The organism is Actinoplanes sp. CA-015351, assembly GCF_050955685.1.
Classification (GTDB): domain Bacteria; phylum Actinomycetota; class Actinomycetes; order Mycobacteriales; family Micromonosporaceae; genus Actinoplanes.
The window spans coordinates 3696439-3721952 of the sequence record NZ_CP192102.1; the positions used below are offsets into that span (position 1 = coordinate 3696439).

Sequence of the window (25514 nt, forward strand, 5' to 3'; positions counted from 1 at the left end):
CAAGACGACCTCGTCAGCAGCGGGTCGCGGGTCAGGCAGGTGTGTCGATTTCGGGTTCGATACGCGCCCTAATTCAACACGCAGCAGCGGGCCGCTTGCGGTGTGTCGACTTCGGCCCTGGCCTGGCCCCGAGATATCGAACCGGCCGAAGAGCGACCAGCCTGCAGGGTGAGCCGATCGCCAGGCGAGCCGTAGCTCAGATAGGTCATTGGACTCTCATGAGGTGCCTGAACTACGGCTGGGGAACAAGAGCCGTAGACCAGACACGTCATCGCAGCCTTACGACACGTCTGAGCTACGGCTCGCCCTGCGCGTGTGTGTGGAATTCGGGTGCGGATCGAACCTGAAATCGACACACCTGGCGGGGCGGGCCGATCAGGGGGACCGGGCACCGGCGGCCAGGGCTGGGTGGGGCGGAGGGTCAGGCGTGCAGGACGTTCATGGCGCGGTCGAGCAGCACCCCTCGGGAGACAGCTCCGTCGCACGACTCCCAGACCTGCATCGCGGCGTTCAAGCAGGCCAGCGCGGACGCGACCAGGGCGCGCGGCGCCGGATCCAGGTCGGCGGCCAAACCGCCGGACAAACCGCCGGACAGATCGCCGGACGAACCGCCGGACAAACCGCCGGACAGATCGCCGGACAGATCGCCGGATGAACCGCCTGACAGGCGGGTGGCGACCAGGGGGACCAGCAGCTCTTCCCAGCAGCGCTGCTTCTCCCGGTGCCGGGCCTTCATCGTCGGGCTTCCCTCGATCATCCGCAGGAAGGCGAGTGACCGCTCCGGCGTCTCAGCGTTCATCGCGATGATCGGGTCGAAGGTGTGCCGCAACGACACCCACGGGTGCTCGGCGGCCGGGCGGGCGGCGAAGGTCGAGGCGAGCATCGGGCCGAGGTCTTCGAGCCAGGCCAGGACCACGTCCTCCTTGGTCCCGAAGTAGCGGAAGAACGTGGTGCGCGACAACCCGGCCTCGGCGGCGATCTGCTCGACGGTGGTGTTGTCGCAGCCCTGCTCGGCGAAGAGCCTCGTCGCGATGGCGCTGACCTCGTCACGCATCGCCTGCCGGGTGCGCTCGCGCAGTGACGGCTTCGCCGCTGTGTCCTTCACGACAGGATCTTATCCCGTATCGAAGTGGGACTGAGTACCACTTTGATCTACCGTTCCTCTGGTCGGAGAAAAACGTCTGCGAAGAGGATCCGCATGTCGAAGCTGTTCACGCCGCTGAACCTGGGCGCGGTCAACCTGCGCAACCGCATGGTGATGGCCCCGCTCACCCGGCTCCGCGCCGGCGCGCACGGCGTCCCCGGTGACCTGCTGGTCGAGCACTACCGGCAGCGAGCCTCGATGGGCCTGATCGTCACCGAGGGCACGTGGCCGGTCCGCGAGGGCCGCACCTGGATCGGACAGCCCGGCATCGAGACCGCCGAGCAGGTCGCCGGCTGGCGGCGGGTCGCCGACGCGGTGCACGCCGAGGGCGGCGCCATCGTCATGCAGATCATGCACGGCGGCCGGATCTCGCACTCGGAGATCACCGGCACCGGACGCATCGTCGCGCCGAGCGCCATCGCGGCGCCCGGCGAGGTCCGGCTCCCGGATGACAGCAAGGCCGACCACCCGGTCCCGCACGCGCTGACCGCCGACGAGATCCCCGGCATCATTGCTGGATTCGTCGCGGCGGCGCGCAACGCCATCGAGGCCGGCCTGGACGGCGTCGAGATCCACAGCGCCAACGGGTACCTCGTGCACCAGTTCCTCTCGCCGGTGTCGAACACCCGCACCGACGAGTACGGCGGCTCACCGGCCAACCGGGCCCGCCTCGCCATCGAGATCCTGACCGCGGTCGCCGGTGCGATCGGCGCCGACCGGACCGGCCTGCGGATCTCGCCGGAGCACAACATCCAGGGTGCGCTGGAGACCGACCCGGCTGACGTCGCCGCGACCTACACCGCGCTGGCCGAGGGCCTCGCGCCGCTGGGCCTGGCGTTCGTCGACATCCTGCACGCCGACCCGGCCGGTGAGCTGGTGCAGAAGGTCCGGCATGCGGCTGCCGCCCCGACGATCGTCAACACCGGCTTCGGTACGCCCACCACCAGGGAATCCGCGCTGGCCCTGCTCGACGACGGCCTCGCCGAGGCGGTGGCGATCGGCCGCGCCGCCCTGGCCAACCCCGACCTGGTCGCCCGCTGGGCCGGCGAGGCAGCGGAGAATGCTCCCGACCCGAGCACGTTCTACGCGCCCGGCGCCCGTGGATACACCGATTACCCGGCTCTCTGATCTCAGACGGTTTCGAGGATCGCGGCGAGTGGCCGGGGCAGGACGCCTCGGCCGCTCGCCGTTTCGGTGAGCAGTCGTGCGTACCGAAGATTGCGGCGTGAGCTGCTCCGGATGAACCGGTACATCTGGGCGTGAAGGTCCTGGCCGCGCCAGGCCGGCTGTTTCTGGAACGCGCGGAACGACCGCAGATCCCGTTCCGTCTCGAAGAGTGCCGTGACGCCGCCGGGTCCGGCCGCCCGGATCAGCTCGTCCTCCAGATCGTCGGCGCAGACCTGAAAGCCGGTCAGCGCGTCGCGGAACAGCTCCTGTTCCCGTAGGTCGCACAGGCCGACGTGGGTCATCCCGGCGGGCAGCATCCGCACGAAGCGGCCGATCGCGTGCGCCCCGCCGATCGGCACGATCACGACCCGCTCAGCCGCAAGATCCCGGCGGTGAAAGGCGGCGGCTGTTTCGAGGGCGATCTGGTCGGTGATGCCCTCGACGAGAATGACCGCTGACGCCGACGCGACCCGGGACATGGCATCGGCCGTCGCCTGCAGCGAGGCGGCGTTGGCGGCGGGCATGCCCGCATCATCGGCCATCGACGCCGGTCGGCGAAAGCGAGTTACCCGCCGTAGACCAGGCGCTGGATCGCCTCGGCGATGTCCTCGACGGCCGCTTCCAGTTCGGCGTCGGTCGCGTTCGCCAGCTGGGTGTACCGCGCGTCCCGGATCGCGGAGATCATCTCGGCCAGCCTGGGCGCCGCGATGCTGGTCGTGGCCGTGCCGTCCCGCTGGTCGCGGCTGATCTTGTCGGAGGCGCGCTCGTCCTGGCGGGTCTTCACCCGGGTCATGAAGTCGCGCAACTCGGACGAGGTGGCCACCGCGGTCGGCGCGCACTTCATCACGCCGGCGTGCTCCCGCCACAGATACGCCGACGACCGCAACTGCTCGCGCAACAACTCGGGGGAGGGGCCGTCGCTGTCGAACCAGACGTGCGACGCGCCGAGCGTCTCCCAATACCGCGACATCAACGCGGTCAGAACAGCGCCTTTGGTACGGAAATAGAAGTAGAACCCGGTCCGCGACAACCCGGCCGCCCGCGCGAGATCGTCGATGCTGACCGACTCGTATGGCTGCTGGCTGAAGAGCCGCCGGGCCGCGTCGAGGATCGCGGCCTCGCGCAGGTCACCTTTCGACGGGCCGGATCGACGCCGAGCGGACGTTGCCTGAGTCATGCCTGAACCCTACCGATGCTCGGTGACTGTGATTCTTGACGCCCGACCAGAAAAGTTGACAGACTGTCGAAAACGAGGTCTAGCATAGCTGACGTGAACCCGCCCCCACGCCCGGCGCTGCTGCTCATAGCCGCCGCGGCCAGCAGTTTCCTGCTGTCGCTGATCCAGTCCATCCCGGTGCCTGTGCTGCCGCTGATCTCGCAGCAACTCGGCGCCGACGCCACCACCGTCGGATGGGTGACCACCGCGACCCTGCTCGCCGCCTCCGCCTGCACCCCGCTGCTGGGCCGTCTCGGGCACGTCTTCGGGATCAAGCCCGTGTTCATCGCGACGCTGATCGTCACGCTGATCGGCAGCGTGCTCGCGGCGACCGTGCACGACATCGGCTGGCTGATCGTGGCCCGGGTCCTGCAGGGCACCAGCATGGGACTCTTCCCGCTCGGCATCAGCCTGCTGCGCCACGAGATGCCCGCGGACAAACTGACGAACGGCATGGCCGTGGTGGCGTCCACGCTCGGCGTCGGCGGCGGCATCGCCCTGGTGGCCGCGGGCCTGCTCACCCAGGACGGCGCGGATTACCGCCGGGCCTTCTGGCTGTGCGTGCTGGTCACCGCGATCGCCCTGGCCCTGGCATGCACCCTGCCCCGGCGGGCCGGCGCCGGCGGACGGGTCGACCTGGTCGGCGCGGCGGTCCTCTCGACCGGACTGGTCAGCCTGCTGTTGCCGATCTCGCAGGGCCACACCTGGGGCTGGAGCTCGCCGCGCGTACTGAGCCTGTTCGCTGCCGCCGTGGTCGTCCTGGTCGGCTTCTATTTCTTGCAGCGCCGCACGGCCGCGCCGCTGGTCTCGGTGGAGATGCTGCGCCACCGGCCGATCCTGGTCACCAACCTGGCGGCCATGGCCGTCGGCTTCGCGATGTTCGCCGGCCAGCTGGCCACCAGCTACTTCGTGCAGATCCCGCGCGAGGCCACCGGATTCGGTTTCACCGCCTCGGTGCTGGAGACCAGCATCGTCTATCTTCTGCCCGGCGCCGTCGTCAGCATCGTGATCGGCCCGCTCGCCGGACGCCTCGTCGGCCGGATCGGCCCGCGATTCGTGCTCGCCATCGCCTGCGGGATGTCGGCGATCGCCTCGGCCTCGCTGGCATTCCTGCACAGCGGCAAGGCCGAGGTCATCGTCGCGTTCGTGGTCGTGAGCTGCGGGATCGCCATGGCGTACGCCGCGATGCCGGCCCTGCTGATCAGCCACGTGGAGCCGCACGAGACGGGCATCGCCAACTCGGTGAACTCGATCATGCGGACCGTCGGCGGCACCATCGGCAGCGCACTGGTGATCACGATCCTCGCGGCGCGTACCCAGCAGATCGGCACGGTCGCGCTGCCGACCGAGAACGCCTTCCGGCTCAGCTACGGGCTCGGCGCGATCGTGTACGCGGCCGGCGGTGCGCTGGTTCTGTTGTTCATCACGGGCGCTCGGTCCCGCGTACCCAAGGCGCCTGTGGAATTTGAGGTTGCTTCTCGTCCTTTGTAAACAGTTCGCTCGGCCTCTTCAGGCCGGCCCGCAAGATCACTAGGTTCGGAGTCATCGATCCGGTGAACGGGGTGGGCATGAGACGTCAATTGGCGGCGGTTGTGGCGGGTCTGGTGGCGGTTGCCGGAGGCGTGGTCGCGCTGCCGGGACCCGCGATGGCCGGCCTGGACGAGTTCAACCAGGCGGTCGCGTCGAGCGCACCGACCGGCACCTACAAGTGCACCGTCGCCATCGCCGGAGCGACCGCCTGTTTCAAGCCCTACGGCGACATCTGGTACGTCAAGGACACCGCCGCCGACAGTGCATCGGCGCAGGTGGCGTGGTATATGAGTATCGGTTCGGCCTCGGAGCACTACACGCGAGCGGGCACCTGCCGGAACTCGCTCGGCAACGGTACGTGGGGTGCCTGCAACCTGGAGTACGCCGAGACGGAGTGGCTGGACTTCGCGGCAGTGGTCTGGGATGTCGACGGCGGCGGGTACGTCCGCGAGTCGCCGATGGTCTACGGCGTCAAGGCGGGATAACCGGCACGCGTCACCTAGCCGGCGGCGGCCATCGGCCATCGGCCATCGGCCATCGGTCATCGGCTATCGGTCATCGGCTATCGGTCATCGGCTCACTGGTCGCCGGCTGGCCGGAGCAGGCACTGGCTTGTACGGGCCTCAGGATCGGTGCTGTCAAACAGCCCGTGACGCGGCGCCGACAGCCAGCTGGACCAGCCGCGGGGTGGGTCAGGGCGCACACAACGCCGGTGTGTGCCCGGGCCTACGCCCTGGCCGAGTTGAAGTCGCACCGACCGCAACCGTGCGACCCCACCCACGCTGAACGGAGCATGCGTGCGCTCCCACCGACGTGGACACAGGCCCACGGTGAGCCCTGTGGCAGATCAGCCGGGTCCTGCGTCGCATCTGCGGGCGCACATGGCGAAACGTTGAGTGGTCGCCATGTGAGTGGTGCTACTTGACTGGGCCGCAGCAGGCGTTTGTGCAGGTCACGGTGGTTGGCGGTGGCGAGAGCGGAGTGAGGCTGGTAGTGGCCGACTTCGCCGGCGGGGGCGGGGTGCAGCAGGTCTCGCCTCGCCAGGTGTCTCGGCCCTCCTTGAGGGCCACCGCCGCTATCGCCAGGGCGGCCATGGGGTCGGCCCAGGTCCAGCCGAACAGAGAATTCATGGTCAGGCCGATCAGCAGGATCCCGGACAGGTACGTGCACAGCAGGGTCTGTTTCGAGTCGGCGACAGCGGTTCGGGAGTTCAGTTCGCGGCCGGCTCTGCGCTGGGCGTACGAGAGGCCTGGCATCACGGCCAGGGAAAGTGCCGCCAGGCTCAAGCCGATCGTTGAATGCGAAGCCTCCGCGCCGCCGGTCAGGGACCGGAACGACGAGACTGTCACCCATGCTGCCAGGGCGAAGAACGAGATCGCGATGACGCGCAGGGCCGTTTTTTCGCGGGCGTGCGAGTCGCGGCCGGCGAACTGCCAGGCGACCGCTGCGGCCGAGGACACCTCGATGATCGAGTCGAGTCCGAATCCGATCAGGGCGGTGGAGCCGGCGGCGGTACCGGCGCTGAGCGCCACGACGGCTTCGACGACGTTGTAGCCGATCGTGACGCCCACCAGCAGGCGAATCCGGCGGGTGAGCACGGCTCGGCGGTCCACACCGAGGGGGATCAGGGGCGGGCTCATCAGCAGCAGTCTTTCGCCTCGCTGTCCGGGCAGGCCGCCGGGTCGACTGCCAGGACCAGGCCGAGCAGGTCGTCCAGAGCGTGCCGCAGGCGGACGTCGGCCAGTTCGTACCGGGTGCGCCGGCCCTCCGGCGAGGCCACCACCAGGCCGCAGCCGCGCAGGCAGGCCAGGTGGTTGGACAGGTTCTGCCGGGTCACCCCGAGCAGGTCGGCCAGCTCGGCCGGATAGCCCGGCCCGTCGCGGAGGGCGAGCAGCAGCCGGGCCCGGGTCGCGTCGGACAGGGCGTGGCCGAAGCGGGCGAGAACCTGCCCGTGGGTGACCGTCTCCATGCCGCCGACAGTACAGCTATGCCTGTATTCAGGAAAGGCTGTACCGCGTGACTAGGAGTCCTCGCCGTGGTATCCGAAGTGGCTGACGGTGACGGTGCCCTCGGAAGCGAAGACGCCGGTGACGCGGCCGGTGAACGAGGCGGCGGTTTCGGCGGACCAGTACCGCCCGTCGAGGTCGGCGAGGCAGACGCCGGCGGCAATCAGGCGGATCCGGTCGGCGCCGTCGCCGGCCGGGCCGTTTCCCGGTGCGGGCAGGCTGGTCTCGATGCGCAGTTCGACCTCGCCGGCCGCGATTTCGGTGCTCCAGCTCTGTTCCAGGTCCGCGACCCTGGCGGTGGCGGTCACCGTGGTGCCGTGCGCTTCCAGGGACAGGTGGAAGTGCTCGTCGTACCGCAAGGCAAGGCCGCCGGAGCCCTGGCTCGCGTCGATGGTCGCGGTGAAGGTGCTGGTCAGGTGGCGTTGGCGGCGGCCGATGAAGGCGGGCCGGAACGCGCGCATGCCGCCGGTCACGCCGTGCAGGGTGAGCCGTCCGGGTGTCGCGGTCAGCGAGCCGGCCTCCTCCGGCGCGCGGCCGATCGCGAGCCATCCAGGGTCGTCGAGCGAGGTGAGGTCGAAGCTCTCCCGGACAGCGCCGGTGCGGGGGTGTGCCCGCACCGGCCGGGCCCGCGGCCAGCCGTCGTGCCAGGTGACCGTGGTGGTGAAGGTTTCCCGGCCGAGCGGGGAGAACGCCTTGGTCCGGCCCAGGGTACGCACGCCGAGCAGGACCAGCACGTCGTCGCCGCCGTCCGGGCCGGCCACCAGGTCGGCATGCCCGACGCACTGGATCCGGCTGTCGTATCCGGCGGCCGTGAGGATCGGGTTGGCCGGCGCGCCCTCGAACGGGCCGGAGATCGACGGGCCCCGGGCGATGCTGACGGCGTGGCCGCGTTCGGTGCCGCCCTCGGCGATCAGCAGGTACCAGTGCTCGCCGCGCCGGAAGACGTGCGGCGCCTCGGGGAACTGCCGGCCGGTGCCGGACCAGAGCGGGCGCGGCTCCTCCACGGCGGTGCCGGCGGCCAGGTCGACGCGGACCTGCTGGATGCCGTGATGCATGCCGGCGTCCGGCCCGGCCGTGACGAATCCTGAGTAGGTGACATAGGCGTTGCCCTCGTCGTCCCAGGCCAGATCGGGGTCGATGCCCTCGATACCGGCGATCGGGGTGCCGTCGTCCCACGGACCAGCGGGGTCCGAGGCGGTGAACACGACGCAGCCGCGCGGGCCACCGGTGACGATCACGATGAGGTGGAACAGGCCGTCGTGGTGGCGCAGAGTGGGCGCCCAGACGCCCATGCCGGACGCCGCCTGCTCGATGCCGAGTTGCTCGGGCCGGGTCGCGACGTTGCCGATCTGCTCCCAGGTGACCAGGTCGTGGCTCCGGAAGATCGGCAGGCCGGGCAGATATTCGAAGGTCGAGGTGACGATGTAGTACACGCCGTCGACCAGGACGACGCTCGGGTCCGGGTGGAAACCGGGAAGGATTGGATTGATCATTTCGCATTCCGTACGCGGAGGATGCCGACCGCGGCGATCGCGGTCAGGACGAGCGCTACCGCCCAGACGGCGCGGTATCCGCCGGTGAGGGCGACGACCTGGCCGGCCAGGACCGGGCCGAGGGCCTGACCCAGGTTGGAGCCGAGCCCGGCGATGCCCAGGTCGCGGCCGGCCGCGTCGCGGTCCGGCAGCACGTCGATGAACAGGGCCTGGTCGACCGGAAGGTAGATGCCGAACGCGATGCCGGCCAGGATGCTCTGCGCGAACAGCGCGGGCAGCGACGGCCAGAGCAGCGGTACCAGCATCGAGAACGCCATCAGCGCGGAAGCGGCGATGACCAGGGGTTTGCGGCGGCCGATCCGGTCGGAGATCCGGCCGGCCAGTAGCAGCGCGACAATGGTTCCGGGCAGCGAGGCGGCGGTCAGCAGCGGGGCGATCCGGGTGGCGTCGGTGAGGCTCAGCGCCGGGGAGATGTAGCTCTGGAGCATGAACAGGGCGAAGGTGGTCGACGCTGCGTATCCGAAGGTGAGCAGGATGCGCGACAGCCAGACCCAGCGGAAGTCGTGGTGGCGCAACGGGATCAGGAAGCCGCGGAAGAACGTGCCCCAATGATGCGGCGCAACCGCCAGGTCGGTGGACGGGCGGTCGCGCAGCAGCAGGACGAACCCGGCGACGCCGATCAAAACCAGGATTGCGTACGCGTAGATGACGTTTAGGCCGACCAGGGGCAGCAGGATGCCCGCTCCGACGCCGCCGACGATGCCACCGGCGAAGTTGCCGAGGCCGCCGATGCCGGAGGTGGTGCCGACCTTGTCCTCGGGGACGCGGTCCGGGACGGTGGTCTGCAGCGTTCCGTTGACCATGTTGAGGGTCGTCTGCGCGCAGGTCCAGAGCAGGGCGAGGACCGCGATGGTCGGCGCGTACCGGACGCTGATCAGGAATCCGGATCCGACGACGGCGCCGAACACGATCCAGGGCGCGCGCCGGCCGAACCGGCTGCGGGTGCGGTCGGAGAGCACGCCGACGACCGGCTGCACGACCATCGTGGCGATCACGGCGAGCGCGGTGACCAGGGAAAGCGCTTGGGCGCGGGCGGCGTCGAAACCGGCGAGCAGGTCGAGCAGGCGCTGTTGCTCGGCGGTGGCGGTCGCGGTGCCGGCCTCGACGGCGGCCTTCAAGTCGTTGAGCGCGGCCAGGTCGACGCCCGCGTCGGCGCCGGTGAACCAGTTCGCGAACTCGATCATCTGCACCTGGTTGGGCAGCAGGACGCCGAGCATGCCGCCCCAGACGGCGGTGATCGCGGCGAACGCGAGGGTGTACCAGAGCAGGTACCGGCGGAACGGCTTGCCACCGCGGTAGGTCATCGAGGTGCCGGGCGTGGCCGGTTCGGTCATATCGGCGGAAACCGCTTGATCGCTGATCACAGAGATCCCCTTCACGAAGAACGGTGGGGAAGAGTGGAGGCTGCGAGCTGCCTCACGTGAAAGCTGAGTAAAGAGGCGGTTTGGCTTCTGTGTCAAGGATGTTTCCTGGGCACTTGCCGAATCTGATCAGCGATTGCTAGCTTCCACTCAACATTCGCGTCGGAGGTTGGCATGAGCACCGCACCGTCCCGCAAACGTGGCCCCTACCAGCGCTCCCTGGAGCGCCGCGAGCAGATCGTCCTGGCGGTCGTCGACCTGGTCGACGAGCTGGGCCACGACGGCGTCACCACCGCGCAGGTCGCCGCCCGGTCCGGGTCCAGCGAACCGACAGTGCTCTACCACTATCCGACCAAGGACCACCTGCTCGTGGCCGCTCTGGAGCGGATGGACGACCTCGAGGCGGAGATCCTGGTCGACAACGGCGACGACGCGATGCTCGACTACGAGCCGCTGCGGGCCAACGCCGACGCGACCGTCGCACTCAGCGACAACCGGCTGCGCCTGTTCGTCGTGCTCAAGGGTCAGGCGGCAACACCCGGGCACCCGGCGGGGGCGTACTTCGTCCGGCGTACCGAACGGTCCATGGAGATCTTCGCCCGGCTCATCGCCGGCCGGCAGAAAGCCGGTCTGGCCCATCCCGGCCTCGACCCGCGCGACACCGCCCGCCAGGTCATCGCGTTGTGGGAAGGCCTCACCTTCATGCGCCTCACCGACCCGGCATTCGACGTCGGACAGTCGCTGATCGACGGCATCCGCCGCCTGACCGGCGAGAACTGGATGCGCGCCCTGGCCGCCCTGAACGACCCGACAAACGGAATCTAGGAACCACGATGACTTTTGAACACCCGTACGTCGATGTCGACGAGCAGCGCGAGACGCCGCATCCGCATCGGTACGTGCACGGCGGCTTCACCGGCACCGAGACGCGTTTCTCGATCTACTTCCCGCCCGCGCCGGATTACCAGGGCCGGTTCTTCCAGCACATCACCCCGGTGCCGGAGAGCGAGCACCTCGCGCAGGCCGCGACCGGGCAGGAAGACAAGATCGGGTTCGCGTTCAGCGCCGGCGGATACTTCCTGGAGACCAACGGCGGCGGGCAGTCCGGCGGACCGGGCTCCGGCGCCGACCCGACCATCGCCGGATACCGCGCCAACGCGGCCGCCGCTTCCTATTCGCGAGTGGTCGCGGCCCGCGTTTATGGAGATCATCGACCATTTGGGTACGCGTACGGCGGCAGCGGTGGCGCGTACCGGACCATCGGCGGTGCGGAGAACACCAGCGGGGTGTGGGACGGGTTCGTTCCCTACGTGCCGGGCAGCCCGATCGCCGCGCCGAACGTGTTCGCCGTGCGGATGCATGCTCAGCGGATCCTGCGCGACAAGTTCGATCTCATCGTGGATTCCTACGACGCGGGTGGCGACGGTGACCCGTACCCTCGTCTGTCGGTGGAGGAGCGCGAGGCGCTCGCCGAGGTCTCCCGGATGGGGTTTCCGGTCCGGTCGTGGTTCGGGCATCGGACGATGGGGTCGCACGCGTTTTCGACCATCTATCCCGGTGTGGTGGCGGTCGACCCCGGTTATTTCACCGATTTCTGGACCGTGCCGGGTTATCTCGGCGCCGATCCGGAGTCGTCGGTGCATCGCGATCGGGTACGCCTGAGCAGCGAGGTCGTGGCCGTTCTGACGCGGGCCGACCGGGCGGATCTCGGGCCGTTCGCCGAGGATGCCGGCGGGCTGTCCGGTGGTGTCGACGAGGCGTTCAAGGGGGCGAACTCGGGGCAGGACGTGGTGGTGGCGGTGCGCTTGGCGCGTACCCCTGACGTGGCGACGCAGGGCGCCGAGCTGATCCTCGCGGATGGCGCGCGGGTGCGCCTGAAAGGCGTGCACGACGACCTCGCGGTGATCGACATGCCGGACCTTTCCGATGTCAAGGTCGCGCCCGGCGACACCGTCGAGATCGACAACAGCAACTTCCTGGCGGCGCAGACCTATCACCGTCATCAGGTGCCGGACGCCGAGTTCACCGTCTGGGACCAGTTCCGCGACGAGCAGGGTGCGCCGCTGCTGCCGCAGCGGCCGATGCAGCTCGGCCCGATGTTCGCGGCCGGCGCGGCGGGCAGTGTGCAGAGCGGCCGGATCACCGGGAAGATGATCATCGTGGCGAGTCTGCTCGATCGGGAGGCCTTCCCGTGGCAGGCGGACTGGTACCGGGCCAAGGTCGCCGCGCACGCGCCGGACGATGTCCGGTTGTGGTTCGTCGACAACGCGTTGCACGGTGACGACGAGCGGCAGGAACACCCCGCGCACACGGTCAGTTATCTGGGTGTGCTGCACGAGGCGCTGCGTTCGGTTGCCGCATGGGTCGAAGAGGGTGTCATGCCTGTTCCGGACACGTCTTATGTGATCACTGACGGGCAGGTTACGGTCCCGGCGACGGCTGCGGAGCGTGGCGGTGTCCAACCAGTGGTCACTCTCAGCGTTGCCGGCGGTGTGGTCCAGGCCGTCGCCGAGGCGCCGCCGGGTGCGGCGCCGATCGTACGCGTGCAGTGGGATCTCGACGGCGATGGATCGTTCGAAGTGGACGAGATCGTGGAGCCGGCCGGCCGGGTGGTGCTGGAGCGTCCGCATGGTGGCGGCGCTTTCGTCGCCGTGCGAGTGAGCGCCCAGCGCGACGGCGACCCGCACACGCCGTTCGCGCGGATCGACAACGTCGCTCGTGCTCGGGTGGCCGGCTGAATTCAGGGGTTGTTGAGGTAGGGGCGTTTGACTCTGATCCACGCCTCGACGTCGCGGGTCCGCCAGATCTTGCCCTGTTCGAGGTCGGCGACCGGTTTCGGGAAGTCGTCGCGCGAAGTGAGTTTGTAGACGCGCTGGCGCGAGATGCCACCGAGCCGGACGCGGATCTCGTGGGCCCCCATCAACTGAAGCCTCGCCATGCGCATTTCGGGGTGCTGCGGCGCTGCGGCAGATCGGGTTGGTGCGGGGCAGCGGCATCAGATCGGCTTCGGGCTGGGTTCCGCCGTTCAATCGACCGCGAATTCACGAGTTTCCGGGTTGGCCGGGCCTGCGTGTTGATTTCGGTGGGGCCTCGACGACGCTTCTTGGGGTCCGAGGGGGCTCGGCGATGTTCTCTTGGACTCCACACCCGTTGCGGGTGTGGCTACATCCACAACGGGTGTGACACTCAAACCGACTATCCCGCCGGAGGAGACGGCCGGCCCGAACCGCCCCTGACCCGCGCGGGGTTGGTGCGGCGACGCCGAGGGCGAGGCGCCGCTTGGTTATGAGATCACTCTTGACGCGCAACATGTTTGTCACAAAACTGTGCCGGAGTTCGCGGCGGCAGAGGGAGTGGCGAGTTGGCGATCGTTATCGTGGGCGCCGGCATCGGTGGGCTCACCGCCGCGCTCAGCCTGCACCAGGCCGGGTTCCGCGACGTCACCGTCTACGAACGGGCCGCCTCGCTGCGACCCCTCGGCGTCGGTCTCAATCTGCTCCCGCACGCCGTCCGGGAGCTGACCGAGCTGGGCCTGGGCGACCGGGTGGCCAAGCTCGGCGCGGCGCCCGGCACGCTCGCCTACTACAACCGGCACGGCCAGCTGATCTGGAGCGAGCCGCGCGGCCTCGATGCCGGATATCGCTGGCCGCAGCTGTCGGTGCACCGCGGCCGGTTCCAGATGGAGCTGCTCGCCGCGGTGCGCGAGAGACTGGGTCCGGACGCGGTGCGCACCGGTCATCGCCTGATCGGCGTCGAAGGTGCGGCGCGCTTCGAGACCGCGGCCGGGCGGGTGGACGTCGCCGCCGATCTGATCATCGGGGCGGACGGCATCCACTCGGCGGTGCGCCGCCAGCGACATCCCGATGAGGGCGAACCACGCTGGAACGGGCTGACCCTGTGGCGGGGCACGGTACGCGCGCCCGGCTTCCTGGACGGCCGCACGATGATCATGTCGGGAGACGCGGAGCAGAAGTTCGTCGCGTACCCCATAGGTCCGAATTTGATCAATATCATCGCTGAGCGTCGCGGGAGAGGGTTCGCCGGGACCGGCGCGGACTGGAACCGTGCGGTCGACCCGGAGCCGGTCATCGCGCTCTTCGAGGACTGGCGTTTCCCGTGGCTCGACGTGCCTGGACTGCTGAAAGCCGCCGACGAGATCCTCGAGTACCCGATGGTGGACCGCGATCCGATCAGCACCTGGACGCACGGGAACACCACGCTGCTCGGCGACGCGGCACATCCGATGTATCCGAACGGCTCCAACGGGGCGTCGCAAGCGATCATCGACGCGCGTACCCTCGCCTTTCATCTCGCCACCGCGTCCACGGTGACGCGGGCGCTCGACGACTACGAGGCGGATCGGCGGCCGGCGACCACCGCGCTCGTGCTGAGCAACCGGCGGCAGGGTCCCGAGCAGGTGATGGTGCTCGCCCACGAGCGGGCGCCCGGCGGGTTCGGGCACATCCACGACGTGATCGCGCCGGACGAGCTGACCGAAATCGCCACCGGTTACAAGAAGGCGGCCGGCTTCCACCCGTCGGCGCTCAACGAGCGGCCCTCGCTGTCGCCGCCGGTGCTGGACGCGGCCCGGCTGGCCTCGGTGATCTCGCCGCTGCGCCGGACCCTGCTCACCGCGGCCCGCACCGCCGAACACCTGCCGGAGATCCCGGACGCGCAGATCGAAATCCTGCGGGTGCTGCCCAGCGGCGTGGTGGCTGGTCCGGGTGAGCTTGCCGACCGGCTCGGCCTGAGCCGCCCGACGGTCAGCAATCTGCTCACCACGATGGAGGCGAACGGGCTCGTCGAGCGCCGTCCCCGCCCCGGGAACCGCCGCCACGTCGAGGTCCTCGCCACCGCGAGAGCCCTCGACCTGTTCGCCCGCTTCGACCTCGCCAGCGGAAATCTCGTCGCCGACGCCGTGGCCACTCTGTCCGCGAATGATCGGTCAGCCCTCGCCGCCGCGGTGCCCGCGCTGGAACATCTGCGCGACGCGCTCACGCTCTTTAAGGACACCCCATGAGTACGCTCGGACAGCGATTCTCGCGCTGGATGCAATCGCGGACCCTCAAAGGCCTCACGCCCGGCCCGTACGACATCACGATCCGCAAGGATCTGCGGGTGCCGATGGACGACGGCGTCGAGCTGCTCGCCGACCTGATCACCCCGATCGGCGAGACCGATCCCCGGCTGCCGACGATCGTGATGCGTGGACCGTACGGCCGGCGCGGCCTGGTGGCCGGTGAGGCCCGCGCTCTCGCCCGGGAGGGTTTCCCGGTGCTGTTCCAGAGCTGCCGGGGCACCTGGGGTTCCGGCGGAGTCTTCACCCCGCAGGTCGACGAGCAGCGCGACGGCCTCGCCACCCACCGCTGGGTACGCGAGCAGCAGTGGTTCACCGGGACGGTCGCCACGTTCGGGGCCAGCTACATGGGTTACACCCAGTGGGCGGTGGCCGCCGATCCCGAGCTGGCGCCGGACGCGTTGTGCCTACTCGTGACGATGCCCGACTTCGGGGCGATCACCTGGGACAACGGTGCGTTCGCACTGCGCAACGCGCTCGGCTGGACGCAGATGATGGACCGGATGATCCGCCGGGACATGCTGCCGCTCGGGCTCGCCATGATCCGCCCGGATCCGAAGCTGGGACGGGCGTTCGGCGTGCTCCCGCTCAGCGACGGCGACACCGCCGCGACCGGCCGGACGATCCATTGGTACCAGGACTGGGTCGGCCACGAGCGGCTGACCGACGAGTACTGGACCCAGCAGTCGCACACCGCCTCGGTGCCCGGCGTCACCGCACCGGTCAACATGATCACCGGCTGGTACGACATCTTCCTGCCGTGGCAGCTGCGTAATCATGCCCAGCTGGCCGCTGCCGGTCGGGCGCCGCGGCTCACCATCGGCGCATGGGGGCACACGTCCCGGGACATGGGCGGAGTGGCCGTGGGGGAGGCGGTCGCGTTCCTCAAGGAGCAGTTCGCCGAGATTCCCAGCGGGCGGACGGCGCTGGTCCGGGCGTACCGAACGGGGGAGGAAGCGTGGCATGACCTGCCTGCCTGGCCACCGCCGGGTGTCGCCGCCGAGGCGTGGAACCTGCACGTGGATGGCCGGTTGTCGCCGGAGGCGACGGCCGGGGGAGTGACCGCTTACGTCTACGACCCCGCTGATCCGACGCCGGCTGTCGGCGGGCCCAGCCTGCTGCCGAATTCCGGGCCGGTCGACAACGCCGCCCATGAGAGTCGTGCTGACGTGACCGTGTTCCGGGGTGAGGTGCTCGCCGAGCCGGTCACGGTCGCCGGGGAGCCGGTGGCCCGGATCCTTTTCCGATCGTCGCAGCCGAGTGCCGATGTCTTCGTCCGGATCTGTGACGTGCACCCGGACGGTCGTTCGATGACCGTGTGCGACGGCATCCGGCGTGTCGCCGCTGGCGAAGGCTTTCACGAGGTGACCGTTTCGCTGTGGCCGACGTTCCACCGATTCGAGGCCGGGCACCGGATCAGCGTGCAGGTCAGCTCGGGCGCGCACCCGCGTTACGCCCGCAATCCCGGATCCGGCTCGCCGGCCTTCGAAGCGGCCACGCTGCACCGCGCCGAGCAGGAGATCTCGCACGACGAGTTCCGGCCGTCGTTCCTGGAGCTGCCGGTGTGGGCCGGATGAGCGCGCCGGCGGTTCCCGGCCTGGAGGCCGCGTTCGAGGTGGAGGCCCGGCTCGGCGCGCTGGAGGACCACGGCGTGACCAGGGCCGGCCACCGCCGGGTCGTGCCGATCGTGGGCGGCCGGGTCACCGGCCTGTTCTCCGCTGAGATCCTGCCCGGCGGGGCGGATTGGCAGCTGGTCCGGGCTGACGGGGCGATCGAGATCGACACCCGGTATTCAGCGCGGGTTGCGGGTGGTGGTCATGTCTACATTCGTACGTCCGGGGTGCGTAGTGGTGATCCTTCGGTGCTCGAAGCCCTGCTGCGTGGTGAGCCGGTGGATCCGTCGGAGTACTACTTCCGGCTGGGCGTGCGGCTGGAGACTGCGGAGCCGGGGCTGAGCGCTTTGGAGCAGTCGATTTTCGTCGCGTCGGCGATCCGGGAGGCAGATCGGGTGCGCTACACGGCGTACCGGGTCACCTGACCGAGCCTCCGATGCCCGGCGAGCCGATGGCGCTGCGGCAATCCTCAGCAAGGAGCGCCCACACCGACGGCGATGCGCTCCTCCATCTGATCCACCCGGACGATGAGCGGCACACATCCTGACGTGCGCACCGTATAGCCACCGACGAATGCCAGCCATCCACTCGCACCGCCCGGGCATCCGGGCACCGAGATCGAGGTGCCGTTCAGGCCGGGGTTGCCCCACCCGATCCTTGCGTCAGCCGCCGCCTCGGCTGCGTCCTGCCCGTCAGCGGATGGGCTTACCGCGGCGAAACCACCGCGTGGCGAACCCGTCGGCGCCGGCACCCGGTCGTCGGCGGCCGAGCAGCCGGCCAGCACCAGACCCGTCGCGAGGCAGGCACCCAGCCAGCCGGCGGCTCTCCGGTCACTCATCGGGGGTGAGCAGGGCGCGGACGGCCTTGCGGTTGATCTTTCCGACGCTGGTCAGGGGTACCGCGTCCAGCACTGTCACCTCGCGCGGATACTTGTAACGCGCCAGCCGTCCCCTGGTGAACTCGACGAGCTCCGCGCCGCTCACCCGCTGCCCCGGCTGGAGCTGCACGACCGCCACCACCTCCTCGCCGTTCTCGGCGTCCGGCCTGCCGACACACGCCGCGACCTGCACCGCCGGGTGCTCCAGCAGCACATCCTCCACGTCACGCGGGAAGACGTTGAAGCCACCCCGGATGATGAGGTCCTTCAAACGGTCCACCACGAACAGGTATCCGTCCTGGTCGAGGTGGCCGATGTCGCCGGTGTGCAGCCAGCCGTCGCGGACCGTTCGTGCCGTCTGCTCCGGGTCGTTCCAGTAGCCGAGCATCACGCCGGGGCCGCGTACGCAGATCTCGCCGTCCTCGCGGGCCGGCAGGGAGAGTCCGGTGAGGTCGCGGATCTCCACCTCGGCGTGCGCGAGCGGCTTCCCGACGCTGCCGGGCCGATGTTCGGTGAGCGATTCCGCGGAGATCACCGCGCTGGACTCGGTGCAGCCGTACCCCTGCAGCACGGTCACACCGAAAGCCTTCTCGGCTGCGCTGCGGATGGCGGGCGGCAGGGTCGCGCCGCCGGAGCCGAAGGTCTGCAGCGACGACAGGTCGTGGTAGCCGCGCGGCTGGGCCAGCAGCATCTGCAGCATCGTCGGCACCACCGGACTGCTCTCCAGCCGATGCTCGGCGACCAGGTCCAGCCAGCCGGCCGGGTCGAACCAGCGTTGCAGCACCGAGACGAGCGGGCGTTCGGAGTGCAGACCGGCGATGGTGACGATCAGACCGTAGGCGTGCGACAACGGCAGCGGCAGCAACGACCTGGTCGCGGCCGTCGAGCGCGAGGCCAGCTCCAGGCCGCGGCCCGACTCCCACAGGCCCCGATGGCTGAGCATGACGCCTTTCGCGCGCCCGGTGGTGCCCCCGGTGTAGAGCAGCGCGGCCAGGTCGTCGTCCGCTCGCGGCTCGATCGCGGCCGGCTCACCGGCCTCAAGATCTTCAAAAGCCACCAGCCCTTCGGGTACGGAATAACCGGTCACGAACGTGGTGATCGACAGGCCCTCGGCGGCCGCGGCGAACAGGTCGGCCAGTTCCGGGCTGATGATCGCCGCGACGGCGCCGGAGTCGGTGAGGATGTGCCGCAGCTCCGGCACGCTCTGCAGGAAGATCACCGGCGTCACCACCGCGCCGGCCCGCCAGATCGCCCGGTAGGAGATGAACACCTCCGGGGCGTTCGTCATCAGCACGACGACCCGGTCGCCCGGCTGAACCCCGTGGGCGCGCAGGCCGGTGGCTGCCCGCGCCGACCGGTCGTAGATCTCCCGGGAGGTCAGCCAGCGGCCCTCGAAGAACAGCGACTCGTAGTCACCATGGCGTTCGTAGGCCTGTTCGGCGAGCAGGGCGAGATGGCGCTCTCCGGCCGTGCTCATGCGGCCTGCTCCATCGCGAGCCGGGCCACCTCGTCGAAGGCGGCGATGTCGTCGCCGAGCAGGAACCGGTCCACCTTGGCGCGCCGCCAGTACAGGTGGGCGTCGTGTTCCCAGGTGAACCCGATGCCGCCGTGCACCTGGATCACCGTCTCGGCGGCCTGTTCCAGGGTGGTGGCCGCGGCGGCCTTGGCAGCGGCGGCGGCCAGCGGCAGCTCGGCGGGGGAGTGGTCGGCGGCCCACGCGGCCCACCAGACCAGTGATCGGAGTTGTTCCACCGCGACGTACACGTCGACGAGCATGTGTTTGATCGCCTGGTAGGAGCCGATCGGGCGGCCGAACGCGTGCCGGTCTTTCGCGTATGCCACGCCGATCTCCAGGATGCGGGCGGCGGTACCGAGGCTCTCGGCGGCGAGGATCGTGCGGCCGACGCGTTCCGCGCGTTGCCACAGGGCGGCGGCGTCGCGTACCACAGTGGGGTTGCCGCCCAGGGTGACGTCGCCGAGAGAGCGAGTGGCGTCGATGGGTTCGCGGGCGGTGACCTGGCCCGGACCGCAGGTCAGGGCGCCGTCGTGCAGGGCGAGGAAGGTGTCGGCGCCGATCGCGTCCAGGACCGGGCCGGTGTCGTCGGCGACCGCTACGGCGAGGCTGCCGTCGGCGAGGCCGGCCAGCCGCTCCGGATCGCCGGCCAGGAGTACGGCGGCGCGGGCGAATCCGGCCGGCGACGGTCCGGCGAGCACCCGGCCGGCCTGCTCGGCGACGACGGCGAGATGCAGGACGCTGCCGCCGCCCCCGCCGGCGCTCTCCGGGATGGTGATCGTGGCGAAACCGCTCTTGACCAGTTCCGCGCGGCCGGGCTTGATGCCGGCGCTCCGGTCGTCGAGAGCCGCGCGGGCGGACGCCTGACTTGCGGACGACGACAGGAACTCGGCGGCCGCGGCGGCCAGGTCCCGATGTTCCTGATCCAGGTCGAAGTTCATCGCGGGACCCCCTTGTCGGCGCGGGGCTCGGCGGGCAATCCGAGGACCCGCTCCCCGATGATGTTGCGGAGCACCTGGTCACTGCCGCCGGCGATGGCCATGCCCGGCATCACCGCCTGCATGGTCTGCCAGGTGTCGCTGCCGTCGCGGGAGACCGCCACGCGCCTGTCGCCGCCGAGCACGCGGACCGCGAGGTCGGTCAGGTCACGCGCCAATCGGGTGCTGCTCAGCTTGCCCGCCGACGCCTCCGGTCCGGGGAATTCGCCGCGGCTGAGCTTCGACAACTGGCGGTACCCGGTGTAGCGGGCGCCGAGCGCGGCGACGTAGCCGCGACCCAGCTCCTGCCGGGCCAGGGCCTGCCGGTCGGCGGGCAGCGCGCCGATGTGCTCGGCGACGTGCCGGGCCACCGTCTCCGGCTTGGGCCCGATCGCGGTGCCACCGCCGCCGAGCGAGAGCCGCTCGTTCATCAGGGTCGTCAGCGCCACGGTCCAGCCGTCGCCGGGTGCACCGAGGCGTTCGGTGTCCGGGATGACCACGTCGTCGAAGAACACCTCGTTGAAGTGCGCGTCGCCGTTCATCTGCCGCAGCGGCCGCACGGTGACGCCGGGCGCCGTCATGTCCACCACGAACATGGTCAGGCCACGATGCTTGGGAACATCAGGATCGGTACGCGCCAGCAGGATCCCGTAGTCGGCGAGGTGTGCCAGGGTCGTCCACACCTTCTGTCCGGTGATCCGCCAGCCGTCGTTCCCCCGGACGGCTTTGGTACGCAGGGCGGCCAGGTCGCTGCCGGCGGACGGCTCGCTGAACAGCTGGCACCAGAGGTCGTCGGCCCGGAGCAGCCGTTTGAGGTAACGCTGCTTCTGGTCGTCGCTGCCGTGCAGGATCACCGTCGGGCCGCACATGCCGATGCCGATCAGGTTGATCAGGCCGGGCAGGCCGAGCCGGGACATCTCCTGGTCGACGATCGCCTGCTGCATCGGGGTGCCGCCGCGGCCGCCGGCCTCGGTGGGCCAGGTGACGCCGACGAATCCGGCGTCGTAGAGCCGGGCTTGACGAGTCCTCGGCTCGTCTTCCGGCGGCAGGGTTGGCAGGAACGCACGGACCTCGGCGCGCCAGGCCGCCTCGTCCTCGGTGTCGTCGAAATCCATCCCGGTCCTTTCAACGCTGCTGGAGAACGATCGGCAGGCCGTCCTTCGGGAAGGGCAGCGAGTGGTGGTCGAGTCGCGGGACGTATTCCGGGTCGACGTCCCAGTGGTACGTCCGCAACAGCCGGTGCATGATCGCTTTGACTTCGAGGCCGCCGAAGTAGAGGCCGATGCACTTGTGCACGCCGCCGCCGAACGGCTCCCAGGCGAAGCGGTGCGAGCGGTCCTCGCGGCGATCGGGTGCGAACCGCTCCGGGTCGAAGAGCGCCGGGTTGGTCCAGTACTGCTCCATCAGGTGGGTGAACTGGATGCCGAGCGCGCACATCGTGCCGGCCGGGATACGCACGCCCTGCACGACGGTGTCCTTGACGGTGTACCGGACCAGCACCGGAACCGGTGCCCGCAGGCGCAACGCCTCCCGCATGACCAGGTCGATCGAGACGAGTGACTCCAGCTCGGCCCGTTCCGGGGCCGGCCCGAGCGCGAGGGCCTCGGCCCGGCAGCGGTCCTGCCACCCGGGATGCTGGCCGAGGTACTGCAGGATCGTCGAGGTCGTGATGGTCGACGTGTCGTGCGCCGCCATCATCAGGAAGATCATGTGGTTGATGACGTCGTCGTCGGAGAAGCGCTCGCCGTCGTCGGTCTCGATATGACACAGCACCGAGAAGATGTCGTCGCTCGCCGTGGCCCGCTTGGCCGGCAGATAGCCGCGCAGGAATTCCTCCAGCACCCGGCGAGCGCGGTACGCCCGCCCCCAGCGGGTGAACGGCACGTCGGCCCGCACGATGCCGGCGGCGGCCTGCACGCAGGTGATGAACGCCTTGTTGACCCGGGCCATCCCGGCGTCGCTGGTGTCCCGGGCGCCGCCCATGAACAGGTTCGCCGCGATGTCGAGGGTGAGCTGCTTGATCCGCCAATGCGCCCGGAATCGCTTGCCGGCCTCCCAGCTCGCCATGCCGTGCTCGATCGCCGGGTGCAGCCGGCGGGTGTAACCGTCCAGCCGATGCTGAGTGAACGCCTCCTGCATGATCCGCCGATGGCTCAGGTGATCGTCGAAGTCGATCAGCATCAGGCCCCGGTGGAAGAACGGGCCGACCAGCTGCGACCAGGCCGGCCCGTTCGCGAACGCCTTGTCCGGGTTCTGCAGCGCCTCACCGCAGGCGTCCGGGCCGAGCAGCATCACGGTGTTCTTGCCGAGCATGTACGCCGGGGCGACCGGACCGTAATGCTCCCAGTGGCGGCGGTAGAGCCCGATCGGGTCCTTCTGGTATTCGAGGAGCAGGCCGATCCAGGGCAGGCCACGGTCCTCGGGGCGCAGCGGGGCTATCTGTTCTGGTACCCGAGCGTCGGCCGCCATGGCTCACCTCGAAAGAGCGTCCTCGTATCGACCAGCGTGATTCGCCGGAGGGCGCCCTGTCAACGCCGGCCGGTGTGGCCTGCGCTTTTCATGAGCTGCGGGTGACAGCCGCGTCGGCGAGCGCGAGCAGCACCGACCGGGCCGTCTCGTCGATCGTGGCGGTGTCGAGTGCCGACCGGGACCGATCCAGCAGGTCGGCGATCATCTGTTCGGCGGCGGCCAGCGCGCCGGTGTCCACGATGATGGCGCGCAGGATGTCGATGTCGGCAGGGCCGGGAGATGCCCCGCTGAGCAGGGTCTCGATGACATCGCGTTGCCGGGCGCCGCCGTGCTGCAGGGCGAGAGCGATCAGGACGGTACGTTTGCCTTCGCGCAGGTCGTCGCCGGCGGGCTTGCCGGTCGTGGCGGGGTCGCCGAAGACGCCGAGGACGTCGTCGCGTAACTGGAAGGCCTCCCCGAGAGCCAGACCGAACCGGGAAAGCCGGGCGAGCAGATGGTCGTCGGCTCCGGCAAGGCTCGCGCCGAGCAGCAGCGGGTGCTCGACGGTGTACTTGGCGCTCTTGTAATGCGTGACGCGGCGGGCACGGTGCAGAGCGTCATGCGGGCGGCTGCCGCCGATCGCCTGTTCGAGCAGGTCCAGGTACTGCCCGCCCATCAGCTGGGTGCGCATCGGATTGAAGACCGCCCGGCCGCGGGCCAGCGCCTGCGGGGACAGGCCGCTGCCGGTGTAGAGCTCGTCGCTCCAGGTCAGGCACAGATCGCCGGCCAGGATGGCCGCGGAGACGCCGAAGTGCCCGGCATCCCTCTCCCAGCCGTTGCCCTGGTGCAGGGCGGTGAACCGGCGGTGCATCGAGGGCGCGCCGCGCCGGGTGTCGGAGGCATCCATGACGTCGTCATGGATCAGGGCGGCGGCCTGCAGGAACTCCAGCGCGGTGGCCGCGGTGACGATGGCCGCGCCGTCACCGGCACCGGTGGCGCGCCACGCCCAGTAACAGAAGGCGGCTCGCAGCCGTTTCCCGCCGTTCATCAGATCCGCCACGTAATGCACCAGCGGGGCGCAGTCGGCGCTCACATCGGCGAGCAGCTCGGTCTGCACGGCGAGGAATCCGTTGACGGTGTGATGCACGCGGTCGCGCAGGTCTGCCATGTCCAGCGGTGACGCCGTGCGCTCGGGATGGATGCTCATGACCGGGCGAGGGGGAGTTCGTGTGACATCACGTCCTGGCCGGCCAGGGGCAGGCCACGGTGCCGGCCGTCGGCAACTATCTCTCTGATCATGATTCTTTATTATCAAGATTTCCCGTCAGGATGCTAGTCCTGCGGGTGCGGACAGCCGTCACAGTGCCGGATCGCGTCGCCGCGACGCGCCACGAAGGTCTGCCCGGAGGTTTACCTGTCGTGGTGCTTATTGATTTTGCGCGTTCTGCTGGGATTGGGCGAAATCCCAGTCGTAGCGGCGCCCGGCCGGCTCGTCGTCGCGCCAGGTGATTTCCCAGGTCCGGTCGGCATTCTGGGAACATGCCATCAATTGGCCGTACTCATTGCGCTCTTTCAGGGTCGGCTTCTCGTCGCCCGCCGGGAAACGAAATGTCACGGTGAAGCTGGTGAAAGCGGACGGTCGTCCATTGGGGGTCTGCAATCGATCGTCCCAGCCGAGCGAGTCGAAGCCGCGCTCGCGGAATGGTCGCCAGAGGCCCTTGGGACGGTACTCGACGCGCCACTCGCTCCTCGTGGAGATCGGTGGATCGAAGACCAGCCAGATCTTGAGTTTGTTGATCTGCTCCCGGAGCGGAATGAGGGTGATCTTGCCGTCGCTGCGATGCGCGGTCAGGCAGATCGACTCCAGGCTGGCGATCTGCTCGCTGTGCACCGGCACGATGGGACGCATCGTGCGGTTCGTCACCAGCGGTTTCGCCGTTGTCACCCGCCGTTCGACGATGAGGTCCGCGTCGTCGTTCTCGCCGATGCCGACGGTCACCTCAAGGGTTTCGGCGAACAGTGGCCGTTCCCGATCACTGATCCGTTCGATCGCTTCCAGACAGTTCTGCAGGTCGGCCCGCGCGGATTTCACCCGGAGAGCCTCGTCGGCCAATTGACCGCGCAACTCCTTGACCTTCTGTACGAAGTAGAACTGCCACACCTTGATCACCAGGTACAGCAGGCCGGTGACGAGCACCGCGATCAGCAGAGCCCGAAGGATCCGGGTCGAGAAGTCGCTGAGCTGGGCGACGTCCGCCGCCACCGCGAGCACTGCCAGCGTGAAGAGCGCCGCTGCTGCGACAGGTTTTCTCCAGCGGGCCGGCCCGGAGGGTTCGGGCGACGGCGGCGGCATTCCACCAATGATGCCCAGGCGGCCGAGGGAAGCAAATACTCTACCGGGTGAACCGTCACTGTCGAGTGCTGATTGTGCGGCCCGGAGGGGTTCGTGCTTTATTGGCGTGTCAGCTTCGGGCCGGTGGGCGGAAACCTTCCGATACCCCTTGCCTGGGTGCTGCGCTATCTGCATTCTACGGAGAGCTACATAGTGCTCTGTCGATCACATAGGGGATCATCATGCCGATCCACTCGTCGGTGAGACTCGCGCTTTCCCGGCCCCGGCCGAAAGGTCCCCACGCCAGCCCAGGGGGCCCGGAATCGACCGGCGAGGGGGGAAACATGTCCTCGCGACTGGCCGCGGTCATCGGCCCGAACGGCCTGCTCGCTGCGGCGCTGCTGCTGTCGGCGGTTCTGGTGGGGCTGGTGACGGCGCTGGTGGGAATCGCGGTGGTCGCGTTCACCTAGACGGTCGACCTTTCACGCTTTTGCTCAGTGGAAGCTTCCGCCCTCGCCGGTCAGCGGATTGACGCGACAAACGGGCGAGGCGATCGTACGAATCATGATTTCCCCTGGTCGTCTCGGAGTTCGCTCCGCCGGTCGGCGAGCGGATCAACACCACCTTACGGCGGCGCCGAATCCTTCAACGGCCGTCCGCACAATTGGGTGACTGCCCCCGACACGCAAGATTGAGGCGG

The 25514-nt window shown here is 69.3% G+C and carries 24 protein-coding genes; 9 read left to right on the top strand and 15 right to left on the bottom strand.

The genetic code is table 11. From position 1 onward, the window contains the following. Positions 1–421 precede the first annotated feature (421 nt). On the bottom strand, positions 422–1105 hold the full coding sequence (locus ACQP2E_RS16640) for a TetR/AcrR family transcriptional regulator (RefSeq protein WP_433832633.1): 684 nt from the start codon (positions 1103–1105) through the stop codon (positions 422–424). Positions 1106–1198: 93 nt separating this feature from the next. Between ACQP2E_RS16640 and ACQP2E_RS16645 the strand changes: the two genes are divergently transcribed. Continuing rightward, positions 1199–2272, top strand: a complete 1074-nt coding sequence (locus tag ACQP2E_RS16645) for an alkene reductase (protein WP_433832635.1) — start codon at positions 1199–1201, stop codon at positions 2270–2272. 2 nt (positions 2273–2274) lie between these two features. Here the strand turns inward: ACQP2E_RS16645 and ACQP2E_RS16650 are convergent, their stop codons facing one another. Beyond that, entirely contained in the window at positions 2275–2835 is a 561-nt protein-coding gene (locus ACQP2E_RS16650) for a TOPRIM nucleotidyl transferase/hydrolase domain-containing protein (protein WP_433832637.1), read from the bottom strand. 41 nt (positions 2836–2876) lie between these two features. After that, positions 2877–3488: a TetR/AcrR family transcriptional regulator gene (locus ACQP2E_RS16655; RefSeq protein ID WP_433832639.1), complete on the bottom strand. Its 612-nt coding sequence runs from the start codon at positions 3486–3488 to the stop codon at positions 2877–2879. Between the two features lie 93 nt (positions 3489–3581). Here ACQP2E_RS16655 and ACQP2E_RS16660 point away from each other — a divergent pair, with 93 nt between their 5' ends. Further along, complete coding sequence (locus ACQP2E_RS16660; RefSeq protein WP_433832641.1) at positions 3582–5018, top strand: MFS transporter; 1437 nt, start codon at positions 3582–3584, stop codon at positions 5016–5018. Positions 5019–5095: 77 nt separating this feature from the next. Further along, complete coding sequence (locus ACQP2E_RS16665) at positions 5096–5542, top strand: hypothetical protein (protein ID WP_433832643.1); 447 nt, start codon at positions 5096–5098, stop codon at positions 5540–5542. Positions 5543–5974: 432 nt separating this feature from the next. Here the strand turns inward: ACQP2E_RS16665 and ACQP2E_RS16670 are convergent, their stop codons facing one another. Genes ACQP2E_RS16670 through ACQP2E_RS16685 form a run of 4 tightly spaced genes read right to left on the bottom strand, consistent with a single transcriptional unit; the run spans position 5975 to position 9980 of the window. Next, positions 5975–6697, bottom strand: coding sequence for a cation transporter (locus ACQP2E_RS16670; protein WP_433832645.1), 723 nt, complete (start codon positions 6695–6697; stop codon positions 5975–5977). After that, a complete protein-coding gene (locus tag ACQP2E_RS16675) occupies positions 6697–7026 on the bottom strand; it encodes an ArsR/SmtB family transcription factor (RefSeq protein ID WP_433832647.1) in 330 nt (109 codons plus the stop codon). Before ACQP2E_RS16675 ends, ACQP2E_RS16670 begins: the two co-directional genes overlap by 1 nt. A gap of 51 nt (positions 7027–7077) precedes the next feature. Next, positions 7078–8556, bottom strand: a complete 1479-nt coding sequence (locus tag ACQP2E_RS16680) for a family 43 glycosylhydrolase (protein ID WP_433832649.1) — start codon at positions 8554–8556, stop codon at positions 7078–7080. Continuing rightward, a complete protein-coding gene (locus ACQP2E_RS16685; RefSeq protein ID WP_433832651.1) occupies positions 8553–9980 on the bottom strand; it encodes an MFS transporter in 1428 nt (475 codons plus the stop codon). Before ACQP2E_RS16685 ends, ACQP2E_RS16680 begins: the two co-directional genes overlap by 4 nt. Positions 9981–10151: 171 nt before the next feature. Here ACQP2E_RS16685 and ACQP2E_RS16690 point away from each other — a divergent pair, with 171 nt between their 5' ends. Continuing rightward, positions 10152–10802, top strand: a complete 651-nt coding sequence (locus ACQP2E_RS16690) for a TetR/AcrR family transcriptional regulator (protein WP_433832653.1) — start codon at positions 10152–10154, stop codon at positions 10800–10802. 8 nt (positions 10803–10810) lie between these two features. Then, entirely contained in the window at positions 10811–12715 is a 1905-nt protein-coding gene (locus tag ACQP2E_RS16695; RefSeq protein ID WP_433832655.1) for a hypothetical protein, read from the top strand. A 2-nt stretch (positions 12716–12717) separates the two neighbouring features. Here ACQP2E_RS16695 and ACQP2E_RS16700 read toward each other — a convergent pair whose 3' ends face one another. Beyond that, positions 12718–12897: a helix-turn-helix transcriptional regulator gene (locus ACQP2E_RS16700; RefSeq protein WP_433832657.1), complete on the bottom strand. Its 180-nt coding sequence runs from the start codon at positions 12895–12897 to the stop codon at positions 12718–12720. A gap of 441 nt (positions 12898–13338) precedes the next feature. Between ACQP2E_RS16700 and ACQP2E_RS16705 the strand changes: the two genes are divergently transcribed. The 3 genes from ACQP2E_RS16705 to ACQP2E_RS16715 are packed head-to-tail and all read left to right on the top strand — an operon-like array spanning position 13339 to position 17092. Next, on the top strand, positions 13339–14997 hold the full coding sequence (locus tag ACQP2E_RS16705; protein ID WP_433832659.1) for an FAD-dependent monooxygenase: 1659 nt from the start codon (positions 13339–13341) through the stop codon (positions 14995–14997). Next, entirely contained in the window at positions 14994–16631 is a 1638-nt protein-coding gene (locus ACQP2E_RS16710; RefSeq protein ID WP_433832662.1) for a CocE/NonD family hydrolase, read from the top strand. The genes ACQP2E_RS16705 and ACQP2E_RS16710 overlap by 4 nt, the downstream gene beginning before the upstream one ends. Then, positions 16628–17092: a DUF3237 family protein gene (locus tag ACQP2E_RS16715; protein ID WP_433832664.1), complete on the top strand. Its 465-nt coding sequence runs from the start codon at positions 16628–16630 to the stop codon at positions 17090–17092. Before ACQP2E_RS16710 ends, ACQP2E_RS16715 begins: the two co-directional genes overlap by 4 nt. Before the next feature lie 44 nt (positions 17093–17136). Here the strand turns inward: ACQP2E_RS16715 and ACQP2E_RS16720 are convergent, their stop codons facing one another. The 7 genes from ACQP2E_RS16720 to ACQP2E_RS16750 form a co-directional block, all read right to left on the bottom strand. Then, positions 17137–17505 (bottom strand): hypothetical protein, encoded by a 369-nt coding sequence (locus ACQP2E_RS16720; protein WP_433832666.1) that lies wholly within the window; start codon positions 17503–17505, stop codon positions 17137–17139. Further along, positions 17498–19021 carry a class I adenylate-forming enzyme family protein gene (locus ACQP2E_RS16725; RefSeq protein ID WP_433832668.1) on the bottom strand — a complete coding sequence of 508 codons (1524 nt, stop codon included), beginning with the start codon at positions 19019–19021 and terminating at the stop codon, positions 17498–17500. The genes ACQP2E_RS16720 and ACQP2E_RS16725 overlap by 8 nt, the downstream gene beginning before the upstream one ends. Beyond that, positions 19018–19998: an acyl-CoA dehydrogenase family protein gene (locus ACQP2E_RS16730; protein WP_433832670.1), complete on the bottom strand. Its 981-nt coding sequence runs from the start codon at positions 19996–19998 to the stop codon at positions 19018–19020. The genes ACQP2E_RS16725 and ACQP2E_RS16730 overlap by 4 nt, the downstream gene beginning before the upstream one ends. After that, positions 19995–21149, bottom strand: coding sequence for an acyl-CoA dehydrogenase family protein (locus ACQP2E_RS16735; RefSeq protein WP_433832672.1), 1155 nt, complete (start codon positions 21147–21149; stop codon positions 19995–19997). The genes ACQP2E_RS16730 and ACQP2E_RS16735 overlap by 4 nt, the downstream gene beginning before the upstream one ends. Positions 21150–21159: 10 nt before the next feature. Then, positions 21160–22503, bottom strand: coding sequence for a cytochrome P450 (locus ACQP2E_RS16740; RefSeq protein ID WP_433832674.1), 1344 nt, complete (start codon positions 22501–22503; stop codon positions 21160–21162). A gap of 88 nt (positions 22504–22591) precedes the next feature. Continuing rightward, complete coding sequence (locus ACQP2E_RS16745) at positions 22592–23689, bottom strand: polyprenyl synthetase family protein (RefSeq protein ID WP_433832676.1); 1098 nt, start codon at positions 23687–23689, stop codon at positions 22592–22594. 219 nt (positions 23690–23908) lie between these two features. Continuing rightward, positions 23909–25009 (bottom strand): hypothetical protein, encoded by a 1101-nt coding sequence (locus tag ACQP2E_RS16750; protein WP_433832678.1) that lies wholly within the window; start codon positions 25007–25009, stop codon positions 23909–23911. Positions 25010–25158: 149 nt separating this feature from the next. Between ACQP2E_RS16750 and ACQP2E_RS16755 the strand changes: the two genes are divergently transcribed. Continuing rightward, entirely contained in the window at positions 25159–25284 is a 126-nt protein-coding gene (locus ACQP2E_RS16755; RefSeq protein ID WP_433832680.1) for a hypothetical protein, read from the top strand. The last annotated feature ends 230 nt before the right edge of the window (positions 25285–25514 follow it).